Raw genomic sequence first — 20,717 nt, 5'->3', positions numbered from 1 at the left:
AAGTCGGTCGTCGGGTGATGCAGGGAAGTGTCCGTTTCGCAGGTAAGTCGAGGGGTTCCGCAGCATGACAGACGTCAGCGTGATCGTCATCGTCTACAACGACGCCGATCGCCTGCCAACCGCCGTGCGGTCCGTACTGGACCAGTCGCACCGCGCCGTCGAGTGCGTGATCGTCAATGACTGCAGTACCGACACGACCGCGCAGGTGGCCGACTCGCTGGTGGCGGCGAACCCGCACCGGGTCCGCGTCGTGCACCGGGCGGAGAACTCCGGAGGCTGCGGACAACCGCGCAACGACGGGATCGACGTCGCGCGCGGCCGGTACCTCATGTTCCTCGACAGCGATGACACTCTCGACCGGCACGCCTGCCGGAACATGGTGGCCACCGCCGAGCAGACCGGCGCGGAGTTGGTGTCGGGCTGCTGCTGGCGGGTGTTCCCCGACAAGGGTGAGGAGCGCGCCTGGTACCGCGGCCTCTACCGCGACCGCGCGGTCTACTCCTCGGTGCGGGAACGCCCCGAGCTGCTGTACGACACGCTGTCCACGAACAAGCTGTACCGGCGGGACTTCCTCGACCGCGAGGGGTTGCGGTTCGTCGAGCGGCTGCACTACGAGGACCTGCTGTTCAGCACCCAGGCGTACCTCGCCGCGCGAATGATCGCGATCATCCCGCACCGGGTCTACAACTGGATGACCTACGAGAACGCGGTCACGCTCTCCATCACGAACCAGCGCGCCGAGGTGCGCAACTTCGCCGACCGGCTGGAGATCTTCCGGCGCATCGACGCCGTGTACGAGCGGTACGGCGCCGACGACCTGAAGCTGCGCAAGGACATCAAGTTCCTCAACCACGACCTGCTGCTGTACATCCGGGGCCTGCGCAGCCGCAGCGCGGAGTACCGTGACGCGTTCGTCGGCCTGGCCCGCGAGTACATGGCCACCCTCGATCCGCGCGCGTTCGCGGAGGCCCACGAGCTGCAGGCCATCATCGGTTTCATGATCATGAACGGGGATCTGGAGGGCGCCGTCTCGGCGGGGGACTACGTGCCCCGCAAGGGCGCCAAGCCCCGGCTCACCGCGCCGCTGGTCGAGCGCGACGGTCGCATCTACTGGTCCGCCGACCATCTGGACACCGAAGAGGGCCGCCGCGTTCTCGACGTCACCGACCTCGGCATCCACTCCCTGCCGCTGAAGAGCCTCAACCCCGGCGGCTCGCTCACCGGCGTCGAGCGCGCGGGCGAGGTCTACAAGCTCGCGGGCGACATCGTGAACCCGCTGAACCGCATCCCCTCCGACGCCAAGCTCACGGCCAAGCTGGAGATCCGCGACCGCAGCCGGAAGGGCCGGTTCTTCTCCGTGCCCGCGAAGGTCGAGCACACCGGCGGCCGGCTCCACTGGACCGCCGACGTGTGGCCCCAGCGGGACATCCGGCCCCTCGGCCTCGTCGACCAGAGCTGGGGGCTGCGGCTGCGGCTGAGCGTCGGCGACGACGAGCTCATCATCCGTCTCTTCGCCGACCACGCCAGGGACCTCGCCCTGCCCGTACGCCCGCGCCTGACCAGGCTGGCCGGTGACCACCTCGAGGCGTACGTCCCGGAGTCCGGCGAGCTGTCGTTCCGGCTCGTCGCCCACGGCCGCCTCGCCCGGGCGTTCCTGGCGGCCCTTCACGCGTTCACCGCGACCGGGCGCGGCCGGCGCTGGTGGGTGGGTCTGCTCCGCGGCGAGAAGAGCCTGCGGGAGACGTTCACCAAGCGCAGCACCAAGATGTCGGTGTACAACCGCTTCCTGATCCGCCTGCCGATCCGCCGGAACACCATCCTGTTCGAGAGTCATCTCGGCAAGCAGTACTCCGACAACCCGAAGTACATCTACGAGGAACTGCGCAAGTCCGGGGCGAAGTACACCGCGATCTGGTCGTACGCCGGCAGCTCCGCCGGCTACCCGAAGAACGCCAAGCTCGTCCGCCGTGGATCCTGGTCGTACTACCTGGCGCTGGCGCGAGCCCAGTACTGGGTCGACAACCAGGGCTTCCCGCGTGAGGCCGTCAAACGCCCGCAGACGACCTACATCCAGACCTGGCACGGCTCGGCGTACAAGCTCATGGGTGTGGACGCTCCGGAGACCAAACGCGGCACCCGCGCCCAGCGCGCCCGGCTTCAGGAGATGGTCGACCGCTTCGACTACTTCCTGATCCGCACCGAGCAGGACGCGCACACGCTGGTGCGGGGCCTCGGCGTACGCGCGGAGCTCGTCCGCAGCGGCTACCCGCGCAACGACGCCCTCGTGAACCGCGAGGAGCCGGCCGCACTGCGCAAGAAGCTCAAGCTCACCGACGGCCGCAAGGTCGTGCTGTACGCCCCGACCTTCCGCACCGGCCCGAACGGCAGGCCCGAGAAGCGCTACGAAGTGCCGTTCGACATGGAGCGCTTCGCCCACGAGTTCGGCGAGACCCACATCCTGCTCGTCCGGCCGCACTACCTCAGCACCGTCGTCGTGCCGCCCAGCCTGAGGGGCACCGTGCGCAACGTCGCGGACGTCGACGACGTGACCTCGCTGCTGCTGCTCACCGACACGCTGATCACCGACTACTCGTCCATCATGTTCGACTACGCGCTGCTCGACCGGCCGATGGTGTTCTTCGCTCCCGACCTCGAGGACTACGTCCACTCCCGCGGCGCGTACTTCGACCTCGCCGAGCACGCGCCGGGCCCGGTCGTCGCCGAGCCCGACGAGCTCTTCGCGGCACTGCGCGACCTGGACGACGACAAGTACGCGGGGCAGCGCCGCGCCTTCGTCGAGCGGTTCGGCGAATATGACCAGGGAACGGCCGCCAAGCAGGTCGTCGAGCGCTTCTTCACGGGGAACAACGGCAATGGCTGAGTCGCGCGACATCTTCATCGTCTGCAACAACCACGAGGAGCTCGGCGGCCTGCAACGCTGGGCGCACCACGTCGGCCGGCTGTTCACCGAGCGCGGCCACCGCGTGCACATCATCGGCATCACCCACGCCGAGGACGCCCACGACTACGGCCGGGACCTGCCGTACCGGCTCACCACCCTGCACGACACCCCGCCGCCGCCCCGCAAGGGCGGCCGCGTGCGCGAGCTGCGGCGCCTCGCCTTCCAGCGCAAGGGCGCGGCCAGGCTCAGCGAGATCTTCCGCGCCGCCCGACCCGGCGGGATCGTCATCGCCGCGCAGGTCTGGGCCATGGAGTGGGTCGCCCTCGCCGACACCGCCGGGATGCCGGTCATCGGCATGAGCCACGAGTCGTACGAGGCGACGAAGGGGTCCTCGCGGTTCCCCCGCGTGCAGCGCTACTTCGGCGACGTCGACCGGCTGCTCGTGCTCACCACCGAGGACGCCGACGCGTGGGCCCGTGCCGGAATGTCGAACGCCGACGTGATGCCCAACCCCCTGCACGTCACCCCGACGGCCTTCCCGGACCTCGCCGAGCCCGTCGTCGTCACGCTCGGCCGGATGTCGTTCGAGAAGGGCCAGGACATGCTCCTCGAGTCCTGGGCCAAGATCACCGCCGGGGCGCGGTCCGCGCCGTCGCCGAACCGCCCGCCGACGTGGCGGCTGCGGCTGTACGGCTCCGGGCCCGAGGAGGAGGCACTGCGCAGACAGGCCGCCGAACTCGGCGTCGACGCCGAACTACCCGGCAGCACCTCCGACGTCCAGGGTGTCCTGACCAGCGCGTCGATCTACGCGCTGCCGTCCCGGAGCGAGGGCTTCCCGATGACCATCCTGGAGGCCATGGCGTACGGCCTCCCCGTCGTCGCATTCGACAGCGCCCCCGGCATCCGGGAGCTGATCACCCACGAGGTCGACGGCCTCCTGGTCACCCCCGGAAACGTCACCGAGTTCGCCGCCGCGCTCGAACGCCTCATGGACGACCCCGGGCTGCGCACGAAGATGGGAGAGGCGGGGCGCAGGTCGGTCCAGCGGTTCTCCGCCCAGGTGGTCGTCGACCGCTGGGAGCGCATGTTCGAGCTGGTCTACCGCTGACGGAGCGGCCGCACCCGCCGCAGTGGCCGGGGCAGGGAACGCGCCGACGCCCCGGCCGCTAAGGTCCCCTCGTCCCGTCGGTCCTGGTCGGGATCGCCGGGACGCTCGCTCTCGTGACCCTCCTCGCCAGGGGCCTCCGCCGCGCCGGAGGCGCGCCAGGGGCGCGCACTCTCCTCGTCGCGCCGGGTGCGATCGGCGCCGGTGAGCCGCGCACCGCGTCGGGTCGGCTCCGCCCCCACGGGTCGTTCATCCTCCGCACCCGCTTCGCGGGTGGCCTCCGCCCTCGACGGTCCGGTCCGATCGCCGCGTCGGGTTCGCTCCCAGGTGCACGGGCGGGCCGGTGTCGTCCGGTCCTCCACGGCCTGGATGGCCAGGCTCATCAGGCTGATGAGCAGGGACCCCGCGGTGTCGGTGTCCAGCCGCACGGTCACCCAGTCGTCGCCCGGCCGGACGACGATCTGCCCGGACTCGGCCAGCACCTGGTCCACCCGGTCGATGAACGATCGGGTGAGCCGTAGATCGGCCTCATCCCCGGTGTGCAGATGAAGAATCTGGGTGCCACGGAACGCGAATCCGCGGCCGACGCCGCACGACGGCCGGCCCGCGGCCAGCCCCGGCCAGGTCGTCAATTGTGCGGCTACGCGTTCGGCTGTGCTCCGGCTCTTCGGAGGGCCTGTCACGGCCCCAGGATCCCGTGTCGCCGCCTTTCTCATAAGGGCTCGCGCCTCAATCGTTATCAATCGATTTACCGTTCTCTTCCCCTTCCCGCCACCGCCACGACGCACACCGGTCGTTTCCACCGACGAGGCGGAGGCCCAGGCCCGGCGACGGATCCTTCCCCGCTGGTCGTACGGTGGACGGGTGATCTCTCGCAGCGACGTGACGGCGGCCGGCGCCCGCATCGGGTCCCGGGTCCGCACGACTCCGGTGTTCGACGACGGGGAGCGGTGGCTGAAGCTGGAGCAGCTCCAGCACACCGGATCGTTCAAGGCCCGCGGTGCGTTCAACCGGATCCTCGCGGCCGTCGAGCAGGGCGGCCTGCCGGACGCGGGCGTGGTGGCCGCGTCGGGCGGCAACGCCGGGCTCGCCGTCGCGTACGCGGCACGTGAACTGGGCGTCCCCGCGGAGGTGTACGTCCCGGAGACCGCGCCCGCGGTCAAGGTGGCCGGGTTGAGAGCGCTCGGCGCCTCCGTCGTCCAGGTGGGCCGCGAGTACGCCGAGGCGTACGACGCCGCGACCAAGCGCGTGGCCGACACGGGCGCGCTGTTCTGCCACGCGTACGACCAGCCGGAGATCTGCGCGGGGCAGGGCACCCTCGCCCTCGAACTCGAGGAGCAGACCGGCGGGGTCGACACCGTCCTGGTCGCGGTCGGCGGTGGCGGGCTGATGGCCGGCATCGCCGCGGCCCTGGAGGGCAGGTCCCGCGTCGTCGCCGTCGAGCCGTACGGCTGCCCGTCCCTGCACGCCGCCCTCGAGGCCGGCGAACCGGTCGACGTGGAGGTCTCCGGGGTGGCGGCCGACTCCCTCGGCGCCCGCAGGGTCGGCGACATCGCCTTCGACGTCGCCCGCCGGACCGGCGTGACGTCCCTCCTGGTGTCCGACGAGGACGTCGTGGCCGCCCGACGAGAGCTGTGGCGGCGCCACCACCTCGTGGTGGAACACGGCACCGCCGCCGCGTACGCCGCCCTCCTCACCGGCGCCTACCGTCCGGCCCGCGGCGAGCGCCTCGCCCTCATCTGCTGCGGCGCCAACACCGACCCGTCGGATCTCACAGAGCGTCGAACTCTGACCACCGCACAGTGAACCTTGGTAGCGTGGCCATTGACAAGGTTCCTTGGAGGTCGTCTCCGCGGAGGACATCAGATGACGGTGGCGCCGATGACCGACATGCCTGACACGCCACGGAAGCGTCCGTGGTACATCCCTCCGGAGGGAGGCTTTCGGGCCGAAGACCTCGATCGCATTCCGGAGTTGCCTCCTCACACACAGCTAATCGATGGCAGTCTGGTCTTCGTGAGCCCCCAGGCCAACTTCCACATGCTGACGATTTCTCTCCTCGAGATGGTGCTGCGTCGACTCGCCCCGTCCGGGCTGCGTGTGCGCCGGGAGATGACGATCACGATCGGTCCGAGGCAGCGGCCGGAGCCGGATCTTCTGCTCGTCCGGGCGGAAGGAATCACGGGCCCTGAGCAGACGACGTATCGACCGGAGCATGTGGAACTCGTCGTCGAGGTGGTCTCGCGAGAGTCGGAGGTGCGGGATCGGGAGCGGAAACCGCAGCTTTACGCGGGGGCGAGCATTCCGCATCTCTGGCGAGTGGAGAACACCGGAGGACGGCCGACGGTTTACGTGTACGAGCTCGATCCCGCGACTGACTCCTACGCGCTCACCGGGATCCATCACGATCGGCTGAAGCTGACGGTGCCGTTCGACCTGGACATCGATCTCACGGAGGTCGATCGGCTCTGACCGTGCTCAGAGCCAGTCGCGTTTGCGGAAGACGGCGTAGAGGGCCACTCCGGTGACGATGAGCACGGCGATGCTCGTGACGAAGCCCCACTGCTTGCCGAAGCCCGGGTACGGGACGTTCTCGCCGTAGAAGCCGGTGATGGCGGTGGGCACGGCGATGACGGCGGCCCAGCCGGTGAGCTTCTTCATCACCAGGTTCAGGTGGTTGCCCTGCAGGGCGATGCGCGTCTCCTGCAGGCTCGTCACCGTGTCACGCAGGCTGTCGGTCCACTCGGTGGCGCGCAGCACGTGGTCGTAGACGTCCTGGAAGTACGGGGCCATGGGCGCCGGGATGACGTCGAGGTCGCGGCGCAGCAGGCTGTTCACGACCTCCCGCATCGGCAGCACGACCCGGCGCAGCAGCGCGAGGCTCTTGCGCAGCCGGTAACTCCGCTGCTGGGTGTCGGGAGGCACGCGGTCGGCGAACAGTTCCTCTTCCAGCCCGTCGATCTTGTCGTCGAGCGCCTGTACCGCCGCGAAGTGCCCGTCGACGACCAGGTCGAGCAGCCCGTGCAGGAGGAAGGCGACGCCGTACTTCGCCAGGTCCGGCGAGCCGTCCCAGCGCCCCCGCAGCTCGTCGAGGTCGAAGCCCTCGTCCGTGCGCACGGTGACCAGCGCCCGTTCGGTGATGAACGCCGAGATCTCGTGCTTGTCGAGCTCGGTGCCGTCGGCGGAGAGGCGGACGGAGTAGGCGTTGAGGAACAGGTGCCCTTCGTAGCGGTCGAGCTTGGGCCGTTCGTGGTGGCTGACGGCGTCCTCGACCGCGAGCGGCGACAGCCCCAACTCCTCGCTGATGAGGTCGAGCCCCGCGGCGTCGGGCGCGCAGAGGTCCAGCCAGACGACGGTGTCGGACTCGGCCAGGTAGTCGCTGATCTGCTCGGCCGGGAAGTTCTCCTTCTCCAGCCGCCCGTCGCGCCAGACCCGCGTCCGAGGGCTCAGATCCATGAGAGCAACCACATGCGGGCGTGCCAGGAGTCGTACGTCATGACCTGTCCCGCCAGCACCGGGTAGAAGTAGTAGAAGTTGGCCAGCGCGACCAGGACGTACGCGCCGGCGATCGCGGAGCCGAACACCCGGCGGGCCGGGGGCGCGGTCGCCGGACCGACGAGCAGTCCGAGCGCCAGCACGATGGACAGCACCATGAACGGCAGCATCGGCGTGGCGTAGAACAGGAACATGGTGCGGTGGTTCAGGCCATAGTAGAACCACGGCACCCAGCCGGCCAGGAACCCCAGGAGGGTGGCGCCCGCCCGCCAGTCGCGCTGCACCAGCCACCAGGCGGCCACGATGAGCATCGTGATGATGGAGATCCACCAGATGGCCGGGGTGCCGATGTCGAGGACCTCGCGCGAGCAGGTGGCGGCCCCGCAGCCGGAGGGCTGGGTGTAGTAGAAGGCGACCGGCCGCTTGAGGATCAGCCAGTTCCACGGCCAGGACTGGTAGTCGTGGTGGGCCGTGAGCGTGGTGTGGAAGTGCCACATCTGCTGGTGGTAGTCCCACAGCCGGGGCATCGCCTGGAAGAACGCGGTCACCGGGTTGGCGGCGACGCGGCCGCGACCCCAGCCGCCCGCGTTGAAGATCCAGCCGCTCCACCAGGCGACGTAGGTGATCAGGCTGAGGATCACGAGGGAGACGAAGGCGGGCACGGCCTCGAAGGCGAACGCGCCGGCGTACGGGCGGCGCACTCCCGCGGCCCGGCGGGCGCCCATCGACCACACGAGGGTCAGGATCCCGAACGCCGCGATGTAGTACATGCCGGTCCACTTGGTCGCGGTCGCCGTGCCCAGGCAGAGGCCGGCCGGGATGAGCCACCAGTGCATGACGAACGGGCCGAGGCCGTCGTCGTCCCCGCGTTCGGCGATCTTGCGGGCGAGCCGGGCGCGCGAGACGTCCCGGTCGATGACGATGAAGGCGAATCCGGCCAGGATCCAGAACATCACGAAGACGTCGAGGATGGCCGTCCGGCTGGTGACCAGGTGCATGCCGTCCACCGCGAGCAGCAGGCCGGCCGCCGTGCCGAGCAGGTTGGACCGCGTCATCCGCCGGGCGACCCGCGCGAGGATCAGCACCGACAGGGTGCCGATCAGGGCGGCGGAGAAACGCCAGCCGAACGGCGTCATCCCGAAGATGGACTCACCGACGGCGATCAGCCACTTGCCGGCGGGAGGGTGCGCGATGAAACTTCCACCGTCCGCCCAGATGTGGAGGTCGGACGGGTGCTGGAGCAGGAGCTTGTCGGCGTCCTTGACGGTGTTGTGCTCGTAGCCGAACTTCAGCAGCGCGTACGCGTCTTTGGCGTAGTACGTCTCGTCGAAGATGACGGCCCTGGGCCTGCCGAGATGCCAGAAGCGCAGCACACCGGCGAACAGCGTCACCAGCAGGGGGCCGACCCACCCCATGAGTCTGCTGCCGGGCACGTCCGGTTTGAGCCACTGACGCAATGAAGGTGGTCTTCTTCCCTGCTCGGGTCGGGTCTCGGGTTCGATTCCTGTCATCGCCACCACTCCGACATCGTACGGGCGGAAGCCGAGGCGCTCGCGCACTTCACCGCCAGAAGGGTTCCGCGACGACGCGTTCGACACCGCGGACCCCCTGCGCGAGCGGCGCGCGCGGTCTGGACCGAGTGCCGGTGGAGACCCCCGAAGATGGAGGTGTGGAGAACTCAGGGACGCTGACGCTGGCCGCCGCACCGATCGGACGAGTGGAGGACGCGTCGGCGCGGCTGCGTACGGCGCTGGCCGAGGCGGACATCATCGCGGCGGAGGACACCCGGCGGCTGCGGAGGCTGGCCGCCGACCTGGGCGTGTCACCGGCCGCGCGGGTGGTCTCGTACTACGACGCGAACGAACGGGCCAGGGCGGCCGAGCTCCTCGACGAGCTGCGCGCGGGCCGGGACGTGCTGGTGATCACGGACGCGGGGCTCCCGGGCGTCTCCGACCCCGGGTACCGCCTGGTCACGGCGGCGGTCGAGGCGGAGGTGCCGGTCACCGTGCTGCCCGGTCCGTCCGCGGTGACGACGGCGCTCGTCATCTCCGGGCTGCCCAGTGACCGGTTCTGCTTCGAGGGGTTCCTGCCGCGCAAGGGCGGGGAGCGCGCCGCGCGGCTGCGCGCCCTCACCGACGAGCCGCGCACGATGGTGTTCTTCGAGGCGCCGCACCGGCTCGCGGTGACGCTGGAGGCGATGGCGGCGGCACTGGGGAGCGACCGCCGGGCCGCCGTGTGCCGCGAGCTGACCAAGACGTACGAGGAGGTGCGCCGCGGTCCGCTCGGCGAGTTGGCCGAGTGGGCGGCGGGCGGCGTGCGCGGGGAGATCACCCTGGTCGTCGCCGGGGCGCCGGAGGAGACGGGGCCGGTGAACGTGGCGGACCTCGCGGCGGAGGTGGAACGCCGGGTGGGGGAGGGCACGCCGCGAAAGCAGGCGATCGGGGATGTGGCGCGAGAGCACGGGATACCGAAAAGAGAAGTTTATGACGCGGTCATTGCCTACAAAGCGGATCATTGACCCTTATTTGAACTTATTTTTGCGAGGCCGCCCCCGCGCTAAGCGCCTCTTGGTGGGAAAGATGAGTTCGGTGCGTATTCCACGCGTGTACGCCGATTCCCCCGGGGGTGACGCTGATGCACGAATCCATGATCTCGAATGAGACGTGGACCTACGAATGCCTCGTCTGTCTGCTCGACTGGCACGAGGATTTCGAGGTCGGCCACTGCGCCGACGGGCACGGCGGCGAGGTCGTCTACTACCGCCGCAACGGCCATCGCTGCACCTCTCCGTGGGCGGAGCTCTACTGCCCGTCCTGCGGGGCGTACGACGTCAAGATCCTCCCGCCGGGACGGCCGCGGAGCCAGGCCGTCCCGCCCCACCGTCACGCCGAGCTTGAGATGATCTTCAAGCTCCGCAGGCTTCACGCGTACTGATCGGCCACCGGGCGTGTCTCCGGCCGCACGCGGCCCGGGGGCACGCCCTGCGCCTGCCCTACGCCGGCACGGCGTCGCCGGACGACGACGAGGTGCTCTCCGCGTCCGCCGCGCCGCCGCGCCGCCGGAACATCCGGGCGAGCTTCCGCCGCGGCTCGTCCGAGAAGGTGATCGCCGCGGCGATGCAGGCCAGCGGCACCGTCGGCAGGACGTACCGGTAATCGAACTCCGCCGTCGCCGGCGGCACGAGCAGCAGCCCGGTCGCGGTGATCCACGGCAGCAGCGCGGCCCCGCCCCACCGCCGCCAGAGCGGGATCAGCCCGGCCAGGCCGACGATGAGGATGCCGCCCAGCAGCGTGCCGGGCAGGTGCACGAACCGCTGGTAGGTCCGGATGGTCGTGGCCCACGGGTCGACGATCTTCGTCCGGGCGTTGCCCTGCTCGTACGTGTGGGCCTCGGCCGCGGCCGTCTTGTCCTTGCTCATCCGCCAGGTCGGCAGCGCGGCGGACTTCTTGCTGAACTGGTACATCTCGTACGTCGCGCGGTCCGGGAAGACCGTGCGCCTCCACCGGAACGTGAACAGGAAGTCGTCGCCGACGACCCGCAGATAGTCGAGAGGCTGGGCGATGATCGCCCGCTTGGCGAAGTCGCTGGCGAGCTGGTTCTGATAATCGGTGAATCGCTGCGCCGGAATGCGGTGGAACGGGGAGTTGCGGTTCCAGATCGCGTCCTGGGAGAAGACCAGCGGCGTGTGCGAGGTCTTGTTGTTCTTGCACAGGGCGTACTCGGTCACCGGCGGTTTGATCTTGTTACAGTCCGCGAACGCCGACACCCGCGCGTACAGGAAGACGCCGCTGCTCATGGTCATTCCCGGCTTGCCGTAATACGACCAGAACCAGCCGGCGTAGGCGGCGAGGGGCAGCGCGCACACCGCGACGGTGGCGACGATCACACGCCACTTGATCCGCCGCACGAGGAAGTACACGACCACGGCGGCCAGGACCGGCGTGCCGACGGTACGGGTCAGCGTCGCCAGGCCCAGCAGGAGCCCCGCGAGGGCACCGGTCTTCCAGGTGAGGTCCCGGCCGTGCCACAGCAGCAGTGTAACGATCGACACGAGCAGGAAGCCGAACATCGTGTCGGACAGGATCAGGTGCTCGAGCTGGATCTGGTAGCCGTCGTACAGCACCGGCAACGTCGCCAGGCTCGCCCCCCACCCCGGCAGCCGGAACCTCCTGCGCAGCACGGCGTAGATCATCACCGCGGAGGCCAGGCCCATCAGGTGCTGGATCGTGGCGACCAGCATGAAGCTGTGGAAGGGCTTCAAGATCCACAGCAGGAAGGAATACCCGTCGGGCCGGATCGGGTGCGGATACGGCGCCATCGCGACGTGCAGGTAGTCGAACGAGTCGTTGAACCAGGCCGCGGGCCGGTAGCCCAGGGTGGCGATCATCCGGAGCAGCGCACCGCCCGCCAGCACGACGGTGAAGATCTTGTGCCGCCCCACGAGTGCGCGCAGCCCGAAACCACTGACGGCCGGCGTCTTTTCCGTCACATTCTCGTCAACCGTCGTGACCTGCGGTTCCTCGTCGGAACGCGTATTGGTCACCACGGTGGACCCGCCCCGCTCTCCGGCGTTCGTCAAGTCCGGACCGACCTTCCTGGACCGCACAGCCCCTATCCTGATATCCCCAGCCTGCCGTTGTCCCTGTGCTCCATGTGGAGTTAAAGGTTGCGACTTTGCAACACGCGGTCGCTCGTCGGCAGGCATCATGGATAACACGCGCCACTTGTCGGAACACGACGAGGTTAGTCGAAAAGCCCCCAAGCCAGTGCTGCGGGGTGATGGAGGACACGACGTGGAACTCTCCGTGGTGATGCCGTGCTTGAACGAGGCTGAGACCGTCGAGACCTGTGTTCGCAAGGCCCTCGGCTTCTTCGCCGAGCACGGTGTCGACGGCGAGGTCATCATCGCCGACAACGGCAGCACCGACGGCAGTCGCCAACTCGCCCGCGACGCCGGGGCCCGAGTCGTCCCCGTGGCCGCCAAGGGTTACGGCAACGCCCTCATGGGCGGCATCCGCGCCGCCCGCGGCACGTATGTCGTCATGGGCGACGCCGATGACTCCTACGACTTCACCGCCCTGCTGCCGTTCCTGGAGCAGTTGCGGGACGGCGCCGACCTCGTCATGGGCAACCGGTTCAAGGGAGGCATCGCGCCCGGCGCCATGCCGCCGCTGCACAAGTACCTCGGCAACCCGGTGCTGAGCTTCGTCGGGCGGCTGTTCTTCGGCAGCAAGATCGGTGACTTCCACTGCGGGCTGCGCGGGTTCCGGCGGGACTCCATCCTGCGGCTTGAGCTGCAGACCGGCGGCATGGAGTTCGCCAGCGAGATGGTGGTCCGCTCCACCCTCGCGGGCTACGACATCCGCGAGGTCCCCACGACCCTGTCGCCCGACGGCCGGTCGCGTCCGCCGCACCTGAGCACGTGGCGCGACGGCTGGCGCCACCTGCGCTTCCTGTGCCTGTACAGCCCGCGCTGGCTGTTCCTGATCCCCGGCCTGCTCATGATGGCGATCGGGCTCATCGCGGGCGTCGCCCTCGCCGCCGGGCCGATTCGCGTCGGCGACGTCGCGTTCGACGTCGACACCCTCGTCGGGGCCTCGGCGGCGCTGGTGATCGGCTTCCAGGCCGTGCTCTTCGCGTTGCTGACCAAGGTGTACGCCATGGAGGAGGGATTCCTTCCCCATGACAAACGGGTGCAGCGCATCATCGACAACTGGAGCCTGGAGCGCGGCCTCGTCGTCGGCGGCCTGCTCGCGCTCGCCGGTCTCGTCGGGCTGGTCGCCTCGCTGTCCCACTGGCAGGTGCACAGCTTCGGCCAGCTCGAGCCCCGCCACTCGCTGCGCCTCGTCGTGCCGTCGGCGACCGCGCTCATCATGAGCTTCCAGATGATCTTCGCGTCGCTGTTCGTGAGCATCCTCGCGATCCGCCGCCGCTCGCACCCGCCGGTGACCGACGCGGTGGACGAGGCCGCCGGCGTGGTCGACGCCGCGGCGGACAAGGTGCGCAGCGAGAGCCAGGCCGACGAGGCCGCCGCGAGCGCGCGCGCCGACGCGGAGGCGGCCGACGACGGCGAGGACACCGCCGCCGAGACGGCGTCCGCGGAGGCCGTGCCGGCCGAGGCCGGTGCGAGCGCCGAGGGCGCCGACAAGACCGTCTGACCCGATCCCCCACGAGGCCCCGGCGATCCGCCGGGGCCTCTTTCATGCGCCCGGCACGACGGCACCGGCGCCGGACGCGCGGACCTTCCGGCTGGACCGACGGCCTCGGCGTCCCGGCTGACGTACGAGCGGGCGTGCGGCGCCGGGCGGGAGCCGGCGCCGCACGCCCGAGACCCGCATGCCGGAAAGGCGACATTGGAATGAGTCATCGGCGGGCGACCCGTAGGCTTAGCACATGTCCAGCCGTCACATCCTGACCGCGCCCGCCTGGCCGTACGCCAACGGGCCCCGCCACATCGGGCACGTCTCCGGCTTCGCGCTGCCCGCCGACATGTTCAGCCGCTACCAGCGGATGGCGGGCAACAAGGTCCTGATGGTGAGCGGCACCGACGAGCACGGCACCCCCATCCAGGTGCAGGCCGACAAGGAGGGTGTGTCGGCCCGCGAGCTGGCCGACCGCTACAACCGGGTGATCGCCCAGGACCTGCACGGCCTCGGCATGTCGTACGACCTGTTCACCCGGACGACGACGCGCAACCACTACGCCGTCGCCCAGGAGATCTTCAAGGGCCTGTACGACAACGGCTACGTCTTCGAGAAGAAGACGATGGGCGCGATCTCCCCGTCCACGGGGCGCACCCTGCCCGACCGCTACATCGAGGGCACCTGCCCGATCTGCGGGTACGACGGGGCGCGCGGCGACCAGTGCGACAACTGCGGCAACCAGCTCGATCCGATCGACCTGATCAACCCGCGGAGCCGCATCAACGGCGAGACGCCGAAGTTCGTCGAGACCGAGCACTTCTTCCTCGACCTGCCCGCGTTCTCCGAGACCCTCGGCTCGTGGCTGCAGGGCAAGGAGGGGCTCTGGCGGCCGAACGTCTACAAGTTCACCCGCAACCTCCTCGACGACATGCAGCCCCGGCCGATCAGCCGCGACCTCGACTGGGGCGTGCCCGTGCCGCTGCCCGGCTGGATCGACCGGCCGGACAAGCGGCTGTACGTCTGGTTCGACGCGGTCGTCGGCTACCTGTCGGCCTCGGTCGAGTGGGCCAGGCGCAGCGGCGACCCCGACGCCTGGCGGGCCTGGTGGCAGAACCCCGACGCCGAGACGTACTACTTCATGGGCAAGGACAACATCGTCTTCCACGCCGAGATCTGGCCGGCGATGCTGCTCGGCTACAACGGCGAAGGCGACAAGGGCGGCACGGCCGGCTCCCTGGGGAAGCTCAGCCTGCCCACCGAGGTGGTCTCCTCGGAGTTCCTGACCATGGAGGGCAAGAAGTTCTCCTCCTCGCGCCAGGTCGTCATCTACGTCCGTGACTTCCTCGAGCGGTACGACGTCGACGCGCTGCGCTACTACATCGCCGTCGCCGGCCCGGAGAACCAGGACACCGACTTCACCTGGTCGGAGTTCGTCCGCCGCAACAACGACGAGCTCGTCGCCACCTGGGGCAACCTGGTGAACCGCTCGATCTCCTTCGCGGCCAAGAACATCGGGGAGATCCCGGCGGCCGGCGAGCTGACCGACCTCGACCGGGACATCCTGGAGCGGTCGCGCAAGGCGTTCGACGCGGTCGGCGCCGAGCTGGCGCGCTCGCGGTTCAAGAACGCCGCGAACGAGGCGATGCGCACCGTCGCGGAGGCGAACAAGTACCTGTCCGAGCAGGCGCCGTGGAAGCTGAAGAACGACGACCCGGAGCGGATGAGGACGATCCTGCACGTCGCGCTGCAGCTCGTCGACGACGCCAAGTCGCTGCTGACCCCGTTCCTGCCGGGCTCGTCGGAGAAGGTCCACCGGATGCTCGGCGGCCAGGGCGAATGGAGCGGCGCCCCGGAGATCCGCGAGGTCGCCGAGGAGGGCGGCCCCGACTACCCGGTCCTGACCGGGTCGTACGACACCGAGGCGCGCTGGGAGTCGCGGCCCATCGCGGCCGGCACGCCGCTGGCCCCGCCCACGCCGCTGTTCGCCAAGCTCGACTCCTCGGTCGTGGACGAGGAACTGGCCCGGCTGGAGCAGTCCTGACACCGCGCTCATACCGGGCCGCGACACCGGGCAGGGTGCTCATATGAGCGAGAGGGCGGAGATGAACACGTCGGACGGGTTCCGCGGCGCGGCGTTCCCGCCACTGCCCGAGCCCCTGCCGGTCGAGGTGTTCGACAGCCACTGTCACCTGGACATCCTCGAGGTGCCGATCACGGAGGTGCTCGCCGCCGCCCACTCGGTCGGCATCCGGCGGGCCGTGACCGTGGGCTACGACCTCGCCTCGTCGCAGCACGCCGCCGACGCCGCCGCGACGTACGACGACGTGTACGCCGCGGTGGCGATCCACCCGAATGACTCGGGTGACGCCACCGCCGACGTCCTCGCCGACATCGCCAAGCTCGCCGCGCTGCCCGACGTCCGAGCCGTCGGCGAGACCGGCCTGGACTACTACCGCGACTGGGCCACGGTCGAGGACCAGCAGCGGTCGTTCCGCGCCCACATCGACATCGCCAAGCGCACCGGCAAGGCCCTCGTCATCCATGACCGGGACGCCCACGACGACGTGCTGCGCATCCTGGAGGAGGAGGGCCCGCCGGACAAGGTCGTCTTCCACTGCTTCTCCGGCGACCGGGAGATGGCCAAGGTCTGCGCGGACCACGGCTACCACATGAGCTTCGCGGGCAACGTCACGTTCAAGAACGCCGGCGGCCTGCGGGAGGCGGCGGCCGTGGCGCCGCTGGACCTGATCCTCGTCGAGACGGACGCGCCGTACCTCACGCCGGTGCCGCACCGGGGCAAGCCGAACGCCCCGTACCTCGTCCCGCTCACCGTCCGCGCGCTGGCCGAGACCAAGGGCGTCGACCTGGCCGAGCTGTGCGCCGCCATCGCCGCCAACGGCGAACGCGTCTTCGGCCCCTGGTAGCCGCAGCACGCGTGATCACGGGTGTTCGCCGTCCGTAGAGGGCGGCGATCGTCAGTGATCATGGGATGGGGGCCGGCGCCCCCTCCCGCGTACGGGACACTAATCGTGTGGGTGAACGACTTCTCGGGCCGGCGGACGTCCGCGCGCTGGCCGGTGGGCTGGGGTTGCGGCCGACCAAGACCCTCGGACAGAACTTCGTCATCGACGCGAACACGGTGCGGCGCATCGTCCGCGACGCCGACGTCGGACCGGAGGACGTCGTCCTGGAGGTCGGTCCCGGGCTGGGCTCGCTGACCCTCGCGTTGCTGCCCATCGCCGGTCGCGTCGTGGCCGTCGAGGTCGATCCGGCCCTCGCGCAGCGGCTGCCCGAGACCGTCGCCGAGCGCGCTCCCGACCTCGCCGACCGCCTGAACGTCGTGCCCGCCGACGCCCTGCGGGTCACCGAGCTGCCGGGCCCGCCGCCGACCGCGCTCGTCGCCAACCTCCCGTACAACGTCGCGGTGCCCGTCGTCCTGCACCTGCTCGGGGCGTTCCCGTCCCTCCGGCACGGGCTGGTCATGGTGCAGGCCGAGGTCGCCGACCGGCTGACCGCGGGCCCCGGCGGCAAGGTGTACGGCGTGCCGTCGGTGAAGATGGCCTGGTACGCCCGGGCGCGCCGGGCCGGGAACGTCGGCCGCGCGGTGTTCTGGCCCGCGCCGAACGTCGACTCCGGGCTCGTCGCCTTCACCCGCCGCGAACCACCGACGAGCGCGGTCCCGCGCGAGGAGGTGTTCGCCGTCATCGACGCGGCGTTCGCCCAGCGCCGCAAGACCCTCCGCGCGGCGCTGGCCGGCTGGGCCGGTTCGGCCGCGGCGGCGGAGGAGGCCCTGCGCGCCGCGGGAGTCGACCCCACGGCCCGCGGCGAGGCCCTCGACGTCACCGCCTTCACCCGTATCGCCGAGCACCGGCCCCCGTCGCCTACGATCGGTTGATCGTGACCACTGTGACCGTGCGCGTGCCCGCCAAGGTGAACCTCCAGCTGAGCGTCGGCCCCGTCCGCGACGACGGCTACCACGACCTCGTCAACGTCTTCCACGCCGTCTCGCTGTTCGACGAGGTGACCGCGGTCCCGGCCGACGCGCTCAGCGTCACGGTCGACGGCCCGGCGGGCGTGCCGACCGGCCCGGACAACCTCGCGGCCCGCGCCGCCGCCCTGCTGGCCGAGCACGTCGGCAGGCGCCCGGACGTCGCGCTGCACATCCGCAAGGACATTCCGGTCGCGGGCGGCATGGCCGGCGGCAGCGCCGACGCGGCGGCCGCCCTGCTGGCCTGCGACGTGCTGTGGGAGGCCCGGCTCGACCGCGAGACGCTGCTGGAGCTCGCCGCCCGGCTGGGCAGCGACGTCCCGTTCGCCCTGCTCGGCGGCACCGCCGTCGGCCTGGGGCGGGGGGAGCGGCTGACCCCGGTCGAGGTCACGGGGGAGTTCCACTGGGTGTTCGGGTACGCCGACGGCGGCCTGTCCACGCCCGCGGTGTACGCCGAGTGCGACCGCCTGCGCGCCGCCGGGGAGCAGGACAGCGTGTGGCCCGAGGTGTCGGACGACCTGATGGCCGCGCTGAAGACCGGCGACGCCGAGGCGCTCGGCCGGGCCCTGCACAACGACCTGCAGCCGGCGGCGCTGAGCCTCCGCCCGTCCCTGCGCGACGCGCTCGCGGTCGGCCGTGACGCCGGCGCCTTGGGCTCGCTGGTGTCCGGATCCGGCCCGACCTGCGCCTTCCTCGCCGCCTCCCTCGACCACGCCGCCGAACTCGCCGCCGCCCTGAACGACTCAGGCCGGTTCGCCGCCGTACGCCCCGCCTCCGGACCCGTCCCCGGCGTCACCCTCGTCTGACCCGATTCCGGCGCGCCCGCGAAGGGACGATCGCGCTCGCCTGCGGACGCCACCGGCGAGCGCGATCGTCCAGGGTTCTCCCCGCCGTCGGCGCTGACCAGGACGCATGACGTCGTACCGTCGGTCAGCCGCCGACGACCTGAGTGTCACATCGCACTCCGGACGCGCCGGAGAGGCGGGCGTCCTTGGTCACCAGCGGACACTCGTAAAAGACGCGGCGTATCCGTCGTCGCGGTCTTCGAAGCGGGCGAGTACGGCCGCGTTTCGTGACTTGCGGGCCTCTGCCTTGATCACCTGCAGCAAGTAGGCCTGCAGGGACTGTCCCCGCATCCGAGCCATCTCTGCGAGCGTGTCACGAACGTCTTCGGGGACGTCACGGATCTGGAGAGCGACGTTCATGCATGCATTTTGAATGCAATCGCTCTGTGATCGCGCGGTTTCACGGTGAGAGCGCGCCGGAGCGCGAACGCGGAGCCAGTAGGCTTGGTGGCGTCGTGAATCTGATCAATGTTGAAGGCCTCGGTAAGGCGTACGGGCCGGTTCCCCTGCTCGACGATGTCTCCCTCGGCGTGTCCGCCGGTGACCGGATCGGCGTGGTCGGCCGGAACGGCGGCGGCAAGAGCACGCTGGTCGCGCTGCTCGCCGGGCGCGTCGAGCCCGACAGCGGGCGGGTCACGCACACGCGCGGGCTGCGGCTGGGCTTCCTGACGCAGCGCGACGCCTTCCCCGAGGGGGCGACCGTCCGCTCGGTCGTTTTCGGCGACCGGGCCGAGCACGAGTGGGCGGGGGACGCCCGGGCGCGCGAGATCCTGGCGGGGCTGCTGCCCGGCGTCTCCCTGGACAGCCCCATCGAGGGCATGTCCGGTGGTGAGCGGCGGCGCGTCGCGCTCGCCCGGCTGCTCGTCCCCGAGACCGACCTGCTGGTGCTGGACGAGCCCACCAACCACCTGGACATCGAGGCGATCGCCTGGCTGGCCGGGCACCTGAAGGACCGGACGCTCATCGTCGTCACCCACGACCGGTGGTTCCTGGACGCGGTCACCGACCGCACCTGGGAGGTGTCCGACGGGCGGGTGCACCGCTACGAGGGCGGGTACTCCGCGTACGTCCTCGCCAAGGCGGAGCGGGCCCGCATCGCGGCCTCCGCCGAGGAGAAGCGGCAGAACCTCCTCCGCAAGGAGCTCGCCTGGCTGCGCCGAGGGCCACAGGCCCGCACGTCGAAGCCGAAGTTCCGGGTCGAGGCCGCGAACGCCCTCATCGCCGACGAGCCGCCGGCCCGCGACACCGTGGAGCTGGTGCGGTTCGCGACGGCACGACTCGGCAAGACGGTGTACGACGTCGAGGACGCCACCGTGCGCGTCGGCGACCGTGTGATCTTCCAGCACCTGACGTGGCAGCTCGGCCCCGGCGACCGAGTGGGCGTCGTCGGCGTCAACGGCAGCGGGAAGACCACGCTGCTGCGGCTGCTGGAGGGGACGGTCGCGCCGGCCGCGGGCCGGGTGGTGCGCGGCAAGACGGTGCAGCTCGCGCACCTGTCACAGGAGCTCGGCGAACTCGACCCGGCGCGGCGCGTCCTAGAGTCGGTCGAAGAGATCAAGCGTCGCATCAGTCTCGGCAAGCGGGAGTTCTCGGCGAGCCAGATGCTGGAGCGGTTCGGTTTCCGCGGTGACGCCCAGTGGACTCCGGTGGGCGACCTGTCCGGCGGCGAGCGCCGGCGCCTTCAGCTCCTGCGGCTGCTGATGGCCGAGCCGAACGTCCTCCTGCTCGACGAGCCGACCAACGACCTGGACATCGAGATACTGACCGAGCTGGAGGACCTGCTGGACGGCTGGCCCGGGTCGCTCGTCCTGGTCAGCCACGACCGGTACTTCCTGGAGCGGGTCAGCGACCATGTCGTCGCGCTGCTGGGCGACGGCCGGCTGTCGCTGCTGCCCGGAGGAGTCGACGAGTACCTCGACCGGCGGAGTCGCTCGACGCCGGAACCCCAGCCCGTACGGGCCGCCGAGCCGAAGCCCGCCAAGAACTCCTGGCAGGCGAAGAAGGAGCTCGACCGGCTGGAACGGCGCATCGAGAAGCTCGGCGACCGCGAGGCGGAGCTGCACGAGCTGATGGCCGCGCACGCCACCGACCACGAGAAGCTGCTGCGGCTTGACGCGGAGCTGAAAACGGTGCGGGCCGAACGCGAGGAGATCGAGGAGCAGTGGCTCGTCCTCGCTGATGAGGCGTAGACCGCCCTACCAAGTAGTAATGAGGGGTGTTCTTCGCCGCTCGATCCGGC

17 protein-coding genes are annotated in these 20,717 nt (G+C 70.3%); 12 read left to right on the top strand and 5 right to left on the bottom strand.

The genetic code is table 11. The annotated features are described in order from the left end of the window. The first annotated feature begins 64 nt into the window (after positions 1 to 64). Both AB0K82_RS17135 and AB0K82_RS17130 read left to right on the top strand, forming a co-directional pair. Positions 65 to 2,881: a CDP-glycerol glycerophosphotransferase family protein gene (locus AB0K82_RS17135; protein WP_364397877.1), complete on the top strand. Its 2,817-nt coding sequence runs from the start codon at positions 65 to 67 to the stop codon at positions 2,879 to 2,881. Further along, the gene (locus tag AB0K82_RS17130) at positions 2,874 to 4,010 is read left to right on the top strand and encodes a glycosyltransferase (RefSeq protein WP_364397875.1); all 1,137 of its coding nucleotides are present in this window, start codon (positions 2,874 to 2,876) and stop codon (positions 4,008 to 4,010) included. Before AB0K82_RS17135 ends, AB0K82_RS17130 begins: the two co-directional genes overlap by 8 nt. On the opposite strand, the gene AB0K82_RS17125 is transcribed toward AB0K82_RS17130, so the two are convergent. After that, positions 4,001 to 4,723 (bottom strand): luciferase family protein, encoded by a 723-nt coding sequence (locus tag AB0K82_RS17125; RefSeq protein ID WP_364397874.1) that lies wholly within the window; start codon positions 4,721 to 4,723, stop codon positions 4,001 to 4,003. The genes AB0K82_RS17130 and AB0K82_RS17125 overlap by 10 nt on opposite strands. 148 nt (positions 4,724 to 4,871) lie before the next feature. Here AB0K82_RS17125 and AB0K82_RS17120 point away from each other — a divergent pair, with 148 nt between their 5' ends. Both AB0K82_RS17120 and AB0K82_RS17115 read left to right on the top strand, forming a co-directional pair. Further along, positions 4,872 to 5,813: a threonine/serine dehydratase gene (locus AB0K82_RS17120; RefSeq protein WP_364397873.1), complete on the top strand. Its 942-nt coding sequence runs from the start codon at positions 4,872 to 4,874 to the stop codon at positions 5,811 to 5,813. A 60-nt stretch (positions 5,814 to 5,873) separates the two neighbouring features. After that, positions 5,874 to 6,479 carry a Uma2 family endonuclease gene (locus AB0K82_RS17115; RefSeq protein ID WP_364397871.1) on the top strand — a complete coding sequence of 202 codons (606 nt, stop codon included), beginning with the start codon at positions 5,874 to 5,876 and terminating at the stop codon, positions 6,477 to 6,479. Positions 6,480 to 6,485: 6 nt separating this feature from the next. Here AB0K82_RS17115 and AB0K82_RS17110 read toward each other — a convergent pair whose 3' ends face one another. Next, a complete protein-coding gene (locus AB0K82_RS17110) occupies positions 6,486 to 7,463 on the bottom strand; it encodes a magnesium transporter CorA family protein (RefSeq protein ID WP_364397869.1) in 978 nt (325 codons plus the stop codon). Further along, complete coding sequence (locus AB0K82_RS17105) at positions 7,454 to 8,959, bottom strand: phospholipid carrier-dependent glycosyltransferase (protein WP_364397867.1); 1,506 nt, start codon at positions 8,957 to 8,959, stop codon at positions 7,454 to 7,456. Before AB0K82_RS17105 ends, AB0K82_RS17110 begins: the two co-directional genes overlap by 10 nt. Positions 8,960 to 9,171: 212 nt before the next feature. Between AB0K82_RS17105 and rsmI the strand changes: the two genes are divergently transcribed. Next, positions 9,172 to 10,020 carry a 16S rRNA (cytidine(1402)-2'-O)-methyltransferase gene (gene rsmI, locus AB0K82_RS17100; protein ID WP_364397865.1) on the top strand — a complete coding sequence of 283 codons (849 nt, stop codon included), beginning with the start codon at positions 9,172 to 9,174 and terminating at the stop codon, positions 10,018 to 10,020. A 116-nt stretch (positions 10,021 to 10,136) separates the two neighbouring features. Further along, the gene (locus tag AB0K82_RS17095) at positions 10,137 to 10,436 is read left to right on the top strand and encodes a hypothetical protein (protein WP_364397863.1); all 300 of its coding nucleotides are present in this window, start codon (positions 10,137 to 10,139) and stop codon (positions 10,434 to 10,436) included. A 58-nt stretch (positions 10,437 to 10,494) separates the two neighbouring features. Here AB0K82_RS17095 and AB0K82_RS17090 read toward each other — a convergent pair whose 3' ends face one another. Continuing rightward, a complete protein-coding gene (locus AB0K82_RS17090) occupies positions 10,495 to 12,081 on the bottom strand; it encodes a hypothetical protein (RefSeq protein WP_364397861.1) in 1,587 nt (528 codons plus the stop codon). 214 nt (positions 12,082 to 12,295) lie between these two features. Here AB0K82_RS17090 and AB0K82_RS17085 point away from each other — a divergent pair, with 214 nt between their 5' ends. The 5 genes from AB0K82_RS17085 (at position 12,296) to AB0K82_RS17065 (ending at position 18,439) form a co-directional block, all read left to right on the top strand. Continuing rightward, positions 12,296 to 13,660 (top strand): glycosyltransferase family 2 protein, encoded by a 1,365-nt coding sequence (locus tag AB0K82_RS17085; protein ID WP_364397860.1) that lies wholly within the window; start codon positions 12,296 to 12,298, stop codon positions 13,658 to 13,660. 235 nt (positions 13,661 to 13,895) lie between these two features. Then, on the top strand, positions 13,896 to 15,686 hold the full coding sequence (gene metG / locus AB0K82_RS17080; RefSeq protein WP_364397859.1) for a methionine--tRNA ligase: 1,791 nt from the start codon (positions 13,896 to 13,898) through the stop codon (positions 15,684 to 15,686). A gap of 43 nt (positions 15,687 to 15,729) precedes the next feature. After that, on the top strand, positions 15,730 to 16,569 hold the full coding sequence (locus AB0K82_RS17075; protein WP_364397858.1) for a TatD family hydrolase: 840 nt from the start codon (positions 15,730 to 15,732) through the stop codon (positions 16,567 to 16,569). 107 nt (positions 16,570 to 16,676) lie between these two features. Further along, the gene (rsmA, locus tag AB0K82_RS17070) at positions 16,677 to 17,540 is read left to right on the top strand and encodes a 16S rRNA (adenine(1518)-N(6)/adenine(1519)-N(6))-dimethyltransferase RsmA (protein ID WP_364397857.1); all 864 of its coding nucleotides are present in this window, start codon (positions 16,677 to 16,679) and stop codon (positions 17,538 to 17,540) included. Positions 17,541 to 17,551: 11 nt separating this feature from the next. After that, positions 17,552 to 18,439, top strand: coding sequence for a 4-(cytidine 5'-diphospho)-2-C-methyl-D-erythritol kinase (locus tag AB0K82_RS17065; protein WP_364397920.1), 888 nt, complete (start codon positions 17,552 to 17,554; stop codon positions 18,437 to 18,439). A 189-nt stretch (positions 18,440 to 18,628) separates the two neighbouring features. On the opposite strand, the gene AB0K82_RS17060 is transcribed toward AB0K82_RS17065, so the two are convergent. Then, positions 18,629 to 18,838 (bottom strand): hypothetical protein, encoded by a 210-nt coding sequence (locus AB0K82_RS17060; protein ID WP_364397856.1) that lies wholly within the window; start codon positions 18,836 to 18,838, stop codon positions 18,629 to 18,631. Between the two features lie 95 nt (positions 18,839 to 18,933). Here AB0K82_RS17060 and AB0K82_RS17055 point away from each other — a divergent pair, with 95 nt between their 5' ends. Continuing rightward, positions 18,934 to 20,667 (top strand): ABC-F family ATP-binding cassette domain-containing protein, encoded by a 1,734-nt coding sequence (locus tag AB0K82_RS17055; protein WP_364397854.1) that lies wholly within the window; start codon positions 18,934 to 18,936, stop codon positions 20,665 to 20,667. The last annotated feature ends 50 nt before the right edge of the window (positions 20,668 to 20,717 follow it).

The sequence above is a fragment of the Actinoallomurus sp. NPDC052274 genome, assembly GCF_040679475.1.
Lineage (GTDB): Bacteria > Actinomycetota > Actinomycetes > Streptosporangiales > Streptosporangiaceae > Actinoallomurus > Actinoallomurus liliacearum.
This window is presented reverse-complemented; position numbering and strand designations above follow the sequence as displayed.